The sequence below is a fragment of the Cupriavidus sp. SHE genome (assembly GCF_000812445.1).
Classification (GTDB): Bacteria; Pseudomonadota; Gammaproteobacteria; order Burkholderiales; family Burkholderiaceae; genus Cupriavidus; species Cupriavidus metallidurans.
This window is the reverse complement of sequence record NZ_JWMB01000019.1, coordinates 1-14,191: the sequence shown is the minus strand read 5'-3', so window position 1 is coordinate 14,191 and position 14,191 is coordinate 1. Positions and strand designations below refer to the sequence as shown.

At 64.3% G+C, this 14,191-nt stretch carries 11 protein-coding genes; 5 read left to right on the top strand and 6 right to left on the bottom strand.

Annotated elements, in window-relative coordinates; genetic code table 11:
* Positions 1-152: 152 nt before the first annotated feature.
* The gene (locus tag RN01_RS10045; protein WP_024569596.1) at positions 153-2,105 is read left to right on the top strand and encodes a nucleoside-diphosphate sugar epimerase/dehydratase; all 1,953 of its coding nucleotides are present in this window, start codon (positions 153-155) and stop codon (positions 2,103-2,105) included.
* Positions 2,106-2,214: 109 nt separating this feature from the next.
* Here RN01_RS10045 and RN01_RS10040 read toward each other — a convergent pair whose 3' ends face one another.
* The 6 genes from RN01_RS10040 to RN01_RS10015 form a co-directional block, all read right to left on the bottom strand.
* Entirely contained in the window at positions 2,215-3,072 is an 858-nt protein-coding gene (locus tag RN01_RS10040) for a hypothetical protein (RefSeq protein ID WP_024569595.1), read from the bottom strand.
* A gap of 97 nt (positions 3,073-3,169) precedes the next feature.
* On the bottom strand, positions 3,170-4,264 hold the full coding sequence (locus RN01_RS10035; RefSeq protein ID WP_017514612.1) for a glycosyltransferase family 4 protein: 1,095 nt from the start codon (positions 4,262-4,264) through the stop codon (positions 3,170-3,172).
* Positions 4,261-5,511 (bottom strand): lipopolysaccharide biosynthesis protein, encoded by a 1,251-nt coding sequence (locus RN01_RS10030; RefSeq protein ID WP_024569594.1) that lies wholly within the window; start codon positions 5,509-5,511, stop codon positions 4,261-4,263. The genes RN01_RS10035 and RN01_RS10030 overlap by 4 nt, the downstream gene beginning before the upstream one ends.
* A complete protein-coding gene (locus RN01_RS10025; RefSeq protein ID WP_029700118.1) occupies positions 5,511-6,674 on the bottom strand; it encodes a glycosyltransferase in 1,164 nt (387 codons plus the stop codon). Before RN01_RS10025 ends, RN01_RS10030 begins: the two co-directional genes overlap by 1 nt.
* Positions 6,674-7,999: an exopolysaccharide biosynthesis polyprenyl glycosylphosphotransferase gene (locus RN01_RS10020; protein ID WP_011517290.1), complete on the bottom strand. Its 1,326-nt coding sequence runs from the start codon at positions 7,997-7,999 to the stop codon at positions 6,674-6,676. The genes RN01_RS10025 and RN01_RS10020 overlap by 1 nt, the downstream gene beginning before the upstream one ends.
* Before the next feature lies 1 nt (position 8,000).
* A complete protein-coding gene (locus tag RN01_RS10015; RefSeq protein ID WP_024569592.1) occupies positions 8,001-9,170 on the bottom strand; it encodes a glycosyltransferase family 4 protein in 1,170 nt (389 codons plus the stop codon).
* Positions 9,171-9,381: 211 nt separating this feature from the next.
* Between RN01_RS10015 and RN01_RS10010 the strand changes: the two genes are divergently transcribed.
* From RN01_RS10010 to RN01_RS09995, 4 genes are all read left to right on the top strand, one after another.
* The gene (locus RN01_RS10010; RefSeq protein WP_017514901.1) at positions 9,382-10,767 is read left to right on the top strand and encodes a phosphomannomutase/phosphoglucomutase; all 1,386 of its coding nucleotides are present in this window, start codon (positions 9,382-9,384) and stop codon (positions 10,765-10,767) included.
* Positions 10,748-11,839 (top strand): lipopolysaccharide heptosyltransferase I, encoded by a 1,092-nt coding sequence (gene waaC / locus RN01_RS10005; RefSeq protein WP_024569591.1) that lies wholly within the window; start codon positions 10,748-10,750, stop codon positions 11,837-11,839. The genes RN01_RS10010 and waaC overlap by 20 nt, the downstream gene beginning before the upstream one ends.
* Positions 11,839-13,113, top strand: a complete 1,275-nt coding sequence (waaA, locus tag RN01_RS10000) for a lipid IV(A) 3-deoxy-D-manno-octulosonic acid transferase (RefSeq protein ID WP_024569590.1) — start codon at positions 11,839-11,841, stop codon at positions 13,111-13,113. Before waaC ends, waaA begins: the two co-directional genes overlap by 1 nt.
* 139 nt (positions 13,114-13,252) lie before the next feature.
* The gene (locus RN01_RS09995) at positions 13,253-14,062 is read left to right on the top strand and encodes an META and DUF4377 domain-containing protein (RefSeq protein WP_024569589.1); all 810 of its coding nucleotides are present in this window, start codon (positions 13,253-13,255) and stop codon (positions 14,060-14,062) included.
* Positions 14,063-14,191: the final 129 nt, after the last annotated feature.

Below are 14,191 nucleotides of genomic sequence, written 5' to 3'. Positions count from 1 at the left end.
CGAAGACGACAGACCGCGCTTCTGGAGATGGCTATATGCAAAGGTTGGCGCACACACACGTGCGTCACTGGCTGCTCCCCGGTGCCTTGGCAGTCACAACATGGAGCAGGTTCAACAGAGGCTCGCAATGCTGCGCTTGCCTTGAATGAGTTATGACCAATCAATTCACGCAACCGTTGTTGAAGTTGACGCGTCCGGTCAAGCGTTTCGTGGTGGTAACGCTGGATCTTGTCCTTTCGCTGATAGCGGTATGGGCTTCCTTTTACTTGCGCCTGGACCAGTCCGGGCTACCGCAGTTCCAGCAGAAATATGTCTACCTGCTGGCGCCAGTGCTTGCTTTCCCGTTGTTCGTGTACTTTGGTCTGTATCGCGCGATCTTCCGGTACACCGGCATGGCGGCGCTGGCCAGTACCGCGAAGGCCGTCGGCATCTACGGCGTGACGTTCTTCGGCCTGCTTCTGCTCCTCAAGTTGGATGGCGTGCCACGAAGTGTCGGCCTGATTCAGCCGATGCTGTTCTTTCTTCTGGTCGGAGCCAGCCGCGCAGTGGCCAAGTTCTGGCTGGAGGGCTGGTCGGGCAAGTCCAGGCATGCCGAAGGCCGTCTGCTGATCTATGGCGCCGGCGAAGCCGGTGTGCAGACCGCATCGGCACTTGGTGCGGTTCGGCAATTTGTCTTGCTGGGCTTCGTTGACGATGACAAGACCAAGGTCGGCGGGCATATCAACGGGGTGGACATTCTCAGTCCGGAGGATGTACCTGATGCGATCGAGCGTCTGGACATCACCGACATTTTGCTGGCCATGCCGTCCCTGGACCGGTCCAGGCGCAATGCGATCATTGCGCGGCTGCGCGAACTCCCCGTGCACGTGCGCACGCTGCCGGGCATGGTTGACCTGGCTTCCGGGCGTGTCACCGTTCATGATTTTCAAGAACTCGATATCGAGGATCTGCTTGGGCGCGCTCCAGTGCCACCTGATGCCGAACTGCTGGCGCGCAACCTCGCTGGCAAGACCGTGCTCGTTACCGGCGCCGGTGGCAGTATCGGCAGCGAGCTCTGCCGGCAGATCCTGCTGGAGAATCCCGCAAGGTTATTGCTGGTAGAGCATAACGAATTTGGTCTTTACACCGTCCATCGGGAACTCGAAGGACTGCGTGCCGAGCATGCGCTTGCGGTGGAAGTTGTACCCCTGCTGGGTAGCGTGGGCAATCTCGGCAGGCTGCGCGAGATCTGCGAACTCTATCGTCCGGCGACGGTTTTTCATGCGGCAGCGTACAAGCATGTGCCGTTGGTGGAGAGCAATCCGTCAGAAGGCGTACTGAACAATGTGTATGGCACGCTGAATGCGGCGCGTGCCGCAATGGAGACCGGAGCCGAGTCCTTCGTGCTGGTTTCCACGGACAAGGCTGTCCGTCCGACCAATGTCATGGGCGCTACCAAACGGATGGCCGAACTTGTGCTGCAGGCAATTGCGGCCAGTCAGGCCGTGGATTTTGGCCTGATGGATGGGCAGGCAAACGGTGTGGTCCACAACCATACGGTGTTCGCCATGGTTCGCTTCGGCAATGTGCTGGGTAGCAGCGGCAGCGTGGTACCGCTTTTCCGGCGTCAGTTGCTCGAAGGAGGACCATTGACGGTGACTCACGAGAAGGTGACGCGTTACTTCATGACCATCCCGGAGGCTGCCCAGCTGGTGCTGCAGGCTGGCGCCATGGCGCACGGCGGCGAGGTGTTCGTTCTGGACATGGGCCAGCCTGTCAAGATCATGGATCTGGCGCGACGCATGGTTCAGCTTTCCGGCATGACGGTGTGCGACGATCAGCATCCGGATGGCGATATCGAGATCCGCGTGACGGGTCTGCGCCCCGGCGAGAAGCTCTATGAAGAATTGCTGATCGGCGATAACCCCGAAGGTACGGCCCATGAGCGGATCATGAAGGCGCGAGAGGATTACGTGCCGTGGCCGGAATTTGCGCCCGTGCTTGCATCCATGCGCGTGGCGGCCGACCAGAGCGACGAGAAGCAGATCAAGGAAATCCTGGGCCGTCAGGTCCACGGATATGGTCCGCAGGCAGAGGGCAAGGCTGCGAACGCCTTGCTGGTGTAAGGGGAGTCGTGGAGTCCGCTGGTTTCGCGCGTTTTGGCGCGCGAAACCAGCTTGGTGCGCCGCGTCGCGCGTGCCGACGCGGCGCCGGGCGCTTCACGATCTGCCTAGTTCAGAGGTCCGGCTTCCTCGCCCGACTTGCCAACCGCTGGACGACCAGCAGGGTTCCCAGTGCCAGACCAAAGACGGCGCCGGCTGCGACAAATACCGCCCAGCCGGGGGTGCTGGGGCGGTCGGGGGCGAAAATCTCCCCCATTGGTCGCGTCGGATAGCTCGATGTGGGGTCCAGAGCCTCCTGAAATTGCATAATCCTGTGCCGCAATTCAACTGACTGCCTGTCTGCAAGCATAGTCAAATTGGTCAACTGCACATCCCGCACACTGTTAATGGGATCATTTTTCTGTTTTGCATTTGCCACCAGCCAGGCATAGCTATTGGCATAATCCCTTTCCGCGGCCTTCAGTTTGTCTGTCAGATTGGCGAGATCGCCGCTCATTCTGCTAATCGACGGTGCGAGCAACTTTTGATGCTCCGCAGCAAGCAATTTGACCGAAGAACTCATGGCGGCCACTGCCTGTTCCCGTGAGTAGGCGGAAACCTGCAAATTGATCAGATTGGGGCCTTTGCCTGGCGATCCGAGCAATGATTCGAAAATCAGCCTGGATTCCTTACTGTCACTGCCCGCCTGCAGCCCAAGCTCGTTGAGCACCTTCAGGCGGGATGAGGGCAGATTGTAGCGATCCACCGCCGTCAGCTGATTTTCCACCAGCCGGCTTGTCACGGCGCCACCCTCGGGGCTCGATATCTGCCCAACCTGCACGGTGATTCTGGCGGTCCAGCGGGGTGGAACAAAATGAAACACCGCGAACCCGCACAATGCGCCGATTACGCCTGCCAGGCCAATCAACTTTATGGATTTAGGGGAGAGGCGCCAAGCGTCCGGGAAAGCATTCGAGTTTGCAATGGGCATTTGTGGCGTGCAGTGGGGGACTCTTAGAGTTTCACCATTCTAGCGCGACTACTGCCGCCAACCCCTCGGCGGTCATGTTTTGAAATGCTACCAATAGTTACACAGCCTGTATATCACCCAGCAGGTTTTGCCACAGCGGGCAAATGGCGTCGATTTTGTGGCGGCGTGCATCATCCCGAGCCCGCGACGAAAGCGCCTCGCACAGATGCTTCTCCTGCATCAGTCGCGATAATGCTGCACCGAGCGCTAGCGCGTCTTCAGTCGGTACCTGAAGCCCATTCACTCCGTCCCGAATCAACGCCTTGGGCCCGGCTTCGCAATTCGTCGACACCACTGGCAATCCAAATGCCATCGCCTCCATAAGCACCAGGCCGAACCCTTCATAGCGCGAACTGAGACAGAAGATCGAGGCTTCGCCATAGTAGCTGGCGATCTCCGGGCTGGCGCCGGGCAGGTCGACGCAATGGCCGAGCGCAAGGCTTCGTACCTGCGCCTCCAGTGCGTCCCGTTCTTCGCCTTCCCCGACGATGACCAGTCGCCAATCCGGGTGCGCCGGTGCCACGCGGGCCCAGGCATCGAGCAGAACATCGAAGCCTTTCGCGCGTACGAGCCGGCCGACCGCGAGTACGACCCGGCTATGGCGTGGCGCGGGCTCCGCAGGGAATGCAAAAGGCAACGGATTGCCGATGGTTGCAATCCGACAGTGCTGACCGAGAGCATTTAGCCATCGCTGCCTGTCCCGCTCCGTCAACACCACAACGGAGCTGCTCGTCTTAGCCGCCAACCACCGCGCCACCCTTCGCGCCCTTCTCCCGAGATCCTCATCAAAATGACAATGCTCCCACGCGATCCTGCGCACCTTCATGCCTGACGTCGCCGGCAGCGTGAACAGGGTCAGCATGGTGTCAACCTCGATCAGCACGTCGATACCATGTTCCCGTACGAAGCGTCGAATCCCGAGCACGGTGGATACGTAGGCACGCTTGAACGACGGTCGCTGCTCGAACAACGCGTGGTGCTGCACGCTTTCGTGCAGCGGGAACACGCTGGTCCGGTCCCACAGGCTCAGGACGAACACGCGATAGCCGCGTTCCGCGAGCGCATTGGCGATGACCGCGGTCATGCGTTCCGCGCCAGCGAAGGCATTCAGCGTCCCGGTCAGGAAGCAGATGGTCGGCAGCGGCGTACTCATATGGATGCCACCTCGGGCGCCGGTCGGTGCCGCCACCACAGGGTCAGGCCGACCAGCACGGCCACGCCGTTGCCCAATGCATAGCCCGCGATCGCTCCCCAACTGCCGTAGCGCGGGATGACGATGAGATCGAAGGTCAGCGTGGCGCCAAACACCAGCGCCCATTTGATGGCGACCCAGCGCGGCCTGCGCAGATAGACCGCAAGCAGCGTGAGCGCGACGTCGGCGAACACGAGTGTCGAAGCCACGGCCGCCACACGTAGCAGTGTCACGGTGGCCTCGAACGCGTTGCCGTAGAGCAGTCGCACGATCCAGGGCGCGCAGCCAGCGATGGCCATGCCGCCGACAAGGCCCAGCACGGCGATGCCCAGCGCGATGCGGCCGATGTTGGCATGTGCTTCCGCATAGGCGGCTTTCGCATAGACATAGGCCGGCGCGATGCCAGCCACCAGAATGCTTGCCACCATCGTGAAGTTGTCGAGGATCTGCATGCACGCGGCATAGGCGCCAAAATCGGCGGGTGGCACCGCTGGCTGGAGTACAAGTTGGTCCACCCGGCGCGCGCCCATCATCAGGATGAAACTGATCCAGAACAGGGCGCCGCTCGTGATCAGATCTTGCGCCTGCGGGGCTTGCCAGGCGAAATCGCGATCATGCACGCGCACGAAGTAGTAACTCGTCAGCAGCACAGCCAGAATGATCGCCTCGATGGCGAAAGCGGCGGCGTAGCCGGTGATCTTGTGAACGCCGGCGGCAAACAGGCTTCCCACGAGGATAGCCTTGACTGCCAGCGCGGCCAGGCTGAATAGCGTGCCGGGTCGGTTGTTGGTGTGGGACTGCATCCAGGCTGTCACCACGCCAAACGGCTCGCGCAGGAGGATGGCGATGCCCAGCCAAAGCGCTGCGTGCCATACCTCTGGGCCAGGGGAGGTGATGCCAAGGTAGGCACACATCAGCAGGTACCCGATGGCGCCACCGGCCAGACGTAGCACGAAGGCGTGTGCAAGCAGTGCGTGCTGCGTGGCCGGTGCCGGTGAGGCTACGAGCCTCGGCACCACGACTTCAGCGCCGCAGACCAGTGCGAAGGATGCGGCAATTAGCACGATCGACTGCGCGTACTGGAAGTGTGCGAATCCCGCCGGTCCAAGCGCGCGTGCCAGCATGGCCACCACGGCGATGCCGATACCGATCTGGAAGCCGCGTTCGGCCAACATCCACAGCAGATTGCCCGCCACGCGCCGGCGCATCAGGCGGCCTCCACGTGGGGGCAGGGGGCCGTGCCGGCGAGGCCGGCGTAGATCTCCAGCCAGCGCTGCGCCACGGCGTCGATCGAGAACCTGGCGATCATTGCGGCCCGGCGTGCGGCTTCGTCCGCGGACGAACCTCGCCCGTGGCGCAGCGCTGCATCCAGCGCGACGGCCAGCGCTGTCGCGTCGTCGCGCGGCACGATGGTCCCCTGGTCATGCACGACTTCCCGAACGCCGGGTGCATCGGTGGCTACCACGGGGCAGCCGCTGGCCAGCGCTTCCACGAGCACCATCGGCAGTCCTTCAATGTCGGATGAGAGCACGAACGTATCCGCTGCGTTGAGCAGGGCGGGCACGTCGCTGCGTGGCCCCAGCAGCGTGACACGCGAATTCAGGTTCAGCGCCGTGATCTGCTCGGCCAGGGCCTGATGGAGTGGGCCGCCACCGGCGATCAGCAGGTGGACCGGAAGCGTGGCGGGGTCGATCTGCGCGAAGGCGCGCAGCAGAAGCGCTTGTGCCTTCTCCGGGACCAGTCGCCCGACATTCAGGGCCAGCCTTGTGCCAGCGCTGATGCCCAGACGCGCGCGCGTGCTGCCCCGCAACGCCGCCGAGGGCCGAAACCGTTCGATGTCGATGCCATTCGGCATCACCGTGATGCGGTCAGCTTGCACGGCACCCGAGGCGACCATGCCTTCGCGCCCGTCCTCGCTGACGTGGGTCGTCAACGCGCTCCATCGGTCGGTCAGCCGATACGCGATCATCCGCAGGCGGCCGCCTTCACGAAAGCTGTGCGCGGTACAGATCACTGGCGGGCACTGGACGACTCGAGTCAGCAGGCGCGTGAAGACGTTGGCGTGAATCATGTGCGCGTGAATCACGTCCGGTCGCCACGACTTGACCAGTCCGCGTGCCTGCCAGAGCGCCCGTGCCATGCCGGCCGGCGTCTTGCTCATGCTCAGTTCGACGACGTGCGCATCGGCGGGCACGTCGATCTCGCGGCCCGGCGACAGGCTCAGGATGGCCACCGCGTGGCCATAGGCCAGGAATGCGCGCGCGAGTGCTATTACCTGGTGCTCGGCGCCGCCCATCTTCAGGCCGGTTGTAACCAGCAGGATGCGCATCGGAGCGCCGGTGAGTGGGGTATCCCCGGTCATGCCTGCCATCAACGCGCTCCGTACCCGGTCAGCAGCGTGCGCACGGTTTTGACGGCAATCAGCAGGTCGAGTGCGAAGGAGCAATGCTTGACGTAGTAGAGATCGTAGCTGAGCTTGGTGACCGTTTCCGCGTGCGTGCCGACATAGCCCTGCTGAACTTGAGCCCATCCCGACAGGCCGGGGCGAACCAGATGGCGGTACGGGTAGTACGCGATGGTGTCGGCGAACATGTCGACCATCGGCACCTGTTCCGGGCGTGGCCCAATCAGGCTCATGTCGCCGGTCAGCACGTTCCAGAGCTGCGGCAGTTCGTCCAGACGGTACTTGCGGATCACGCGGCCCACGCGTGTCACGCGCGGATCGTGGCGTTGCGCGAACTGGGCGGTGGCGTCGGGCTGCACGCTCATGCTGCGAAACTTGAGCATCGTGAATGGTTCGCCGAAGCGGCCCACGCGCGCCTGCCGGAACAGGACCGGCCCCGTGGATTCCAGCCGGATCGCCAGCGCCGTCAGCGCGGAGAGCGGCAACGCCAGGGGCGCCAGGCAAAGCACGGCGGCGATGTCCACCAGGCGCTTCACGTATCCGTAGAGATAGTGGCGCGCATAGTCGTCGAGGAAATTCTCGTCGATGTGATCGAGGCCAACGCGGCCCGTGAGCATCTCGCCAACCCGTTCCACCGAATACATGCGCACATGGCTGAGCTTCAGGCGCGCCAGCGCGCGCGTCCGCTCAGGGTCCGCCGTGGCGGATCGGTCCAGCATCAGGCCATCGCAATGGACGGCATCCTCGATGGCATGGATGAACTCGAAACGGGTGGGGGTAGGTGGCGTGGCGCCGGGCATGGCCAGGACTTCTTCAAGCTGTTCAAGCGTGCGCGGATCGGTATAGCCGAACACCGGCACGTAGTTCTGCACGAAGCGCCGGTAGCCGATGCCGCTCCACACCAGCGTCGTGATATAGCCGACCAGCAGGGCGCCGCGGGAATACTCGATATGGAACGCGGCGAAGACGATCAGCAGCAGGCCGAAAGGCAGCGTCGCGGACATGCCGACAAGGCTGTTGCCTTCGATTGCCGGAAGATGCAACGACCGATGCAGCAGCACGAACGTGCACAGGTAGGGGACGATCGCCCACAGCAGGGTGCGCGTGAACACGTAGGTCACGATGCCCGAGTGGTGCAGGTATTCCGCCGCCACGGTATTGATGCCGAACAGCACCAGGCCGACCAGGGCCCAGGACAGCATCCGGCTGGCGCGACGCACGGTTTCGGAACCGCGCGTGTTCGCGGCCGGGCTTCGCTGAGAATGGGTGAGGCGGGCTTGCTTGTTGCTCATCTCAGGCACCCCCGGCCGGCATCGCGGCTGTCTGCCCCGGCCCGAGCACACGCTGGTAAACCTGCCAGGTGGCGTCGGCCATGGTGTCAACGCCGAACGCCTCGCTCCAGCGCGCCCGGGCCGATTGGCCCATAGCCGTCCGCTTGGCGGGGGCGCGGGCAAGGGTGCTCAAGGCTTCGGCCATCGCAGCTTCATCATTGCCAGGCACCAGCAGGCCAGCCTGCGCCTTGCCGAACTCCTCCCGAATACCGGGCAAATCCGATGCGATCACCGGGAGCCCGGCCCGCATCGCTTCGAGAATCGAGACTGGCAGTCCCTCATGGTCGGAGGCCAATACGAAGATCTGTGCCGAGGCCAGCAGGCTGGCGATGTCGTCGACGTTTCCTGGCAGGCGGATACGCCCAGGCGCCAGTTCGTCGGCAAGCTGGCGCATGGCGTCGCGGGTGGGGCCATCGCCGGCGATCACCAGTTCACAATCGGTCAGGTTTGCACGGGCAAAGGCCCGGATGACGAGGTCCGGGCGTTTCGGCGCGGCGAAGCGCGCCACCATGACGATGCGGCGTAGCGGCCCACCTGGTTCTGCGCGAGCCCCGGTGTCGGGAATACCGTTGTGGATCACGCAGACACGTGCCGCCGGCAATGGCAGCGCCGCGGCCAGGGCACGCTCCGAGTCGGCCACGCAGATCAGCCGCGTGGTCAACGGCGCAAGGCACCACTCCGCGATGCGTGCGGCCATGCGCCGGTGCAGCGGGGCCGCTGGCTTGAACGCGAAGCCGTGGACCGTGTAGACAACGGGCACCCCGAGCATCCACGCGGCAATCCGTCCCAGCGCGCCTGCCTTGGCGCTATGGACGTGAATCAGGTCCGGCGCCGCGTGGCGCAGGGCGGCTTTCAGTTGGCGAAATGTGGCGATGGCCTTGCCTACCGACATGGCATTGTCGAGCAGCGAGAGCCGGACGGTTTCGGCGCCAGCGGCCTGCGCGGTCGCGAACAGGGGGCCATCCCCGCCCGCCAGTACGGTGGCGTCGATCCGGCCGCGCAGTGCGCGCAGCAGGTCTGCGACATGCGACTGCGCCCCGCCAATCTCGGTATTGGTAATGACGTACGCGACGCGGGGCCGGGGGGAGGGCAGGTTCTGCACGAACGCGGGAAAAAGTTGGTAAAGAAGCACTGGCAAGCGCCCCGCACATGGCCAAGAACGGGCGTTGCCAGATCCGTGGCGTGGCGCACGGATCGCCCGGGTTTGGGTGATCGAGGGATTATAAACTGGCGCTGACTTCGCAATCCGGCACAATACGAGTTTTTGGCGCCCTGCCCGCGCCCCGTCCGGCTAGCTGTTGCCGGTCGGTATCGCACCGTGAACTTCAGACATGGGAAGCCATATGCAAATTGAACCTTCGATCTTCAAGGCCTACGACATCCGAGGCATCGTTGGCAAGACGCTAACCCCCGAAGTGGCCCGCTTCATCGGCCTGTCTTTTGGCTCTGCCGCCGCCGAGCAAGGCGAGCGGGCCGTGGTGGTCGGCCGTGACGGCCGCCTGTCCGGGCCCGATCTGCTGGGAGGGCTCGTCGAAGGCCTTCGCGCCGCCGGGCTCGACGTGATCGATCTGGGCATGGTTGCCACGCCGATGGTCTACTTCGGCACCAATATCGAGCTGGACGGCCGCCGCGCCACGTCCGGCATCATGGTCACGGGCAGCCACAACCCGCCCGACTACAACGGTTTCAAGATGGTGCTCGGCGGCAAGGCGATCTACGGTGAGCAGATCCAGGCGCTGCGCCAACGCATCGAGGCGGGCAACTTCGCCAAGGGTAATGGCGGCTACAAGCTCGTCGATGTGCGCCAGCAATACCTGGACCGCATCGTCGGCGATGTGAAGCTGGCGCGCCCCATGAAGATCGCGCTCGATGCCGGCAACGGCGTGGCCGGCGCGTTCGTGGGCGACCTGTTCCGCGCGCTCGGTTGCGAAGTGACCGAACTGTTCTGCGATGTCGACGGCCATTTCCCGAACCACCATCCCGATCCCGCCCACGTGGAGAACCTGCAGGACCTGATCCAGTGCCTGCGCGACACGGATTGCGAGCTGGGTCTGGCATTCGATGGTGACGGCGACCGCCTGGGCGTGGTCACCAAGGACGGGCAAGTCATCTTCCCGGACCGGCAACTGATGCTGTTCGCGCAGGAGATCCTCTCGCGCAATCCCGGCGCGCAGGTGATTTACGACGTCAAATGCACGGGCAAGCTGGCCCCGTGGATCCGCCAGCACGGCGGCGAACCGCTGATGTGGAAGACGGGCCATTCGCTGGTCAAGGCCAAACTCAAGGAAACGGGCGCGCCGATCGCCGGCGAGATGAGCGGCCACGTGTTCTTCAAGGATCGCTGGTACGGCTTCGACGATGGCCTGTACACGGGCGCGCGGCTGCTCGAGATCCTGTCGCGCCACGCCGACGCCAGCGCCGTGCTCAACGCACTGCCGAATTCGAATTGCACGCCCGAGCTGCAGCTAAAGTGCGCCGAGGGCGAGGCGTTCACGCTGCTCGACAAGATCCGCGCCAATGCGAAGTTCGACGGCGCGAAGGAAGTCATCACGATCGACGGCGTTCGCGTCGAGTATCCGGACGGCTTTGGCCTGGCGCGTCCGTCCAACACCACGCCGGTGGTGGTGATGCGTTTCGAGGCCGACAACGATGCCGCGCTGGCCCGTATCCAGGCCGAATTCAAGCGTGTGATTCTGGCTGAGAAACCGGATGCGAAGCTCCCGTTCTGACATCGTGCAGGTATCGAACCAGGAGACACCGTCGCCGCAAGCGGCGGTGTCTCCGTTTGGGCTGCCCGCGCGGCCTCGTATCCTGATCGTCAAGGTGTCGTCGCTGGGCGACGTGGTGCACAACATGCCGCTCGTGCACGATCTGCGCGCGCGCTGGCCCGATGCCGAGATCGACTGGGTGGTCGAGGAAGGTTATGTTGATCTGGTGCGGCTGCTGCCCGAAGTGGGCCGCGTGATTCCGTTCGCGCTGCGCCGCTGGCGCAAGCGCTTCTGGCGCGGCGAGACCTGGGCGGAGATTGGCGCGCTGCGCGATGCCATCCAGGCGAGGCCCTATGACGCCGTGCTCGAGACGCAGGGGCTCCTGAAGACCGCCATCGTGGCTCGCACCGCCGCGCGTGTGGCCGGGGCGCCGGTGATTGGCCTGGGCAATGCCACGCAGGGATCGGGCTACGAGCCAGCCGCCCGGTTGTTCTATACGGCCCCCATCAAGGTGCCGCGCCAGACTCACTCGGTGCGGCGCTCGCGTCTGCTTGGCGCCGCGCTGACCGGCATTACCCCGCCCGAGCCGCCACGCTTCTTCGGCCCCGCGGCCAATACGTTGAGCGTCGATGATCCGTTGTGGGCGGACCTGCCCGCGCGTTACGCGGTCTGCTTCCATGCAACGGCTGGCGCGAAGAAGCGCTGGGCGGTGGAGAACTGGCACGCGCTGGGGCGGAGGCTCGAAGCGGAGGGGCTGACTGTGCTGCTGCCCTGGGGCAGTGAGGCGGAGCGCCGCGACGCCGAGGCGCTGGCAGCGGGTATTCCCGGCGCGCGCGTCCTGCCGCGCTTCTCGGTCATGCAGGGATTCGGGCTGATCAATCGCGCCGAGGTTGTCATCGGCGTCGACACGGGGCTCGTGCATATCGCCGCCGCCCTGTGCCGTCCGACCGTCGAGATCTACACGGCCACATGGCGCTGGAAAACCGAGGGCTACTGGTCCGACCGCATTGCCAATGTCGGTGACGATGGCATCGTGCCGACCGTCGATGAAGTCCATGACGCAGCGATCCGCGTGCGCGGAGTGACTGCTTGATGCTGCGTTTCGTCTACTCGTTGCTGTGGCTGCTGATCTTGCCACTGGCGTTGCTGCGGCTGGTCTGGCGTTCGCGCAAGGAGTCGGGCTACATCCAGCATGTTGGCGAGCGGCTGGGGCGCTATGGAGATCTATCGGCTGCCGGCCCATGGCTGTGGGTCCACGCGGTGTCCGTTGGCGAAACGCGGGCGGCGCAACCGCTGATCGACGCGCTGCTGGCGGCCTATCCGCGGCACCGGCTGTTGCTGACGCACATGACGCCGACCGGTCGCCAGACTGGCGCGCAGCTCTACGGTGCCAACCCACGCGTCCAGCAGTGCTACCTGCCATATGACCTGCCCTGGCTGGTCCGACGCTTTCTGGCCTACTTCCAGCCGGATGCCGGCCTGATCATGGAAACGGAAGTCTGGCCGAATCTGGTGCACGTCACGCGGCGCATGGGCGTGCCACTGTTCCTGGTCAACGCTCGGCTGTCGCCGCGCAGCTATCGGCGTACCGCGCGATTCGGCAGTGCCGCCGCAGCGCTGTACAACGACTTCACAATGGTGTTGGCCCAGACCGCTGGCGACGCCGAACGCTATCGAGCGTTGGGCGTGAAGTCGGTGCAGGTCACGGGCAACCTGAAGTTCGATATGCAACCGCCTGAGGCCGGCGTGGCACGCGGACAGCTTCTGCGGCAGGCCTTCGGCAACCGGCATGTGCTGGCGGCCGCGAGCACGCGCGAGGGCGAGGAGCCGTTGATCCTGGAGGCATTCTCGCGCTGGCCGGGCACGGATCGCCCCGCATTGCTGCTGGTGCCGCGTCATCCGCAGCGCTTTGACGAGGTGGCCACGATGGCGACGCGCGCCGGCTTCAGCGTGCAGCGGCGCAGCGCGCTCGATATTGAGCAACTGTCGGCGCCGATTACTGCCGACGTCGTGCTTGGTGATTCGATGGGCGAGATGGCGATGTACTACGCCGCCTCGGACATCGCGTATATCGGCGGCAGCCTGATCCCGCTCGGCGGTCAGAACCTGATCGAGGCCTGCGCCGTGGGCACGCCGGTGCTGATGGGACCACACACGTTCAACTTCGCGCAGGCGACCGAGGACGCGATTGCCGCGGGCGCGTGCCAGCGCGTGGCCGATGCGGACGAACTGATGGTTGCCGCTGCTGCCACCCTCGGTGACGCAACGCGGCTTGCGGACATGCGCGAGCACGCGCTGACCTTCGCCGGCCTCCATCGTGGCGCGACGGCACGCACGCTGGGCGCGCTGGCACCGGTGTTGCGCTGATGCGGCGTAAGCGCCGTTCCACTAGACTGAGTGTTGCCTGAGGCTCTTCAAGCGCTTGCGTCCTCTCCCGTATGTCTCCCATACGGCGAGAGAACGCAAGCATTCGAGCCGCAGGCGTTTCAAGCAAAGGAGTCGACCCATGCAAAAGATTCTTCGTCCCCTGGCCATGACTTTGGCCCTTGCTTCCGCCACCATCATGTCAGCTTGCGCTAGCGGCCAACCTCCCGATACACCATCGGCCAATACCAGCCTCAGTGAAACGCGCTCGAGCGGTCCGAGCCGTTGGGAACTCGTGCGGTGGCAGCGTCCCGATGGCACGCTGCGCGATATTCCCCACGGCGACAATGGTCAGCCGATCATCTTCGACTTCAACGACGGCATCGATTCCCCGCAAGGCACGGTAAGCGGCACCAGCGGCTGCAACCGCTTCACGGGCGGCTACGGCAAGACCAGCACCGGCATTCGCTTTGATCGCATCGCCGGCACGCGAATGGCTTGCCCGGGGCCGCGCATGGAGCTCGAATCGGCGCTGCTCAAGGCGATGGCGTCGCCGTTCACCACGGTCGGCACGCAGCCGTCGGCAGGCTCCACCGGGCGGCAGATCGTCTGGAAGACGGCCGATGGTGATCTGCTGCAGTTCGTCGAGCGTGAAGGCGTGGGCCGGCGCGGTGCGAAGATCGATGCGGCATCCGGCAAGGAAAAGATCGTCTATATCGATTCGCAGCGAGTGGAATGCTCGGGCGTGGGCAAGATGCAGTGCTATCGCTGGCGCGAGTCACCTGATGCCCCTTGGCAGCTCTGGTACGGGGCGATCGAGGGGCTCGATTTCGAGCCCGGCGTCAGCTACAAGCTGCGCGTGCGGGAGTATCAGGTGCCGAATCCACCTGCCGATGCCTCGTCGATCCGCTGGCAATTGCTGGATGTGGAAGAGCGCTCGCGGCCAAAGTGATTGGCTCAGGGCCGGTCGGACGAGACGCCTGCTTGCGTTTTCCGCGCCAAACTGGACACCCATTCCACGGCAAACTGGACACTGATTCCACGGCAATCTGGACGGCCATTCCAGCGCAAACTGGACACT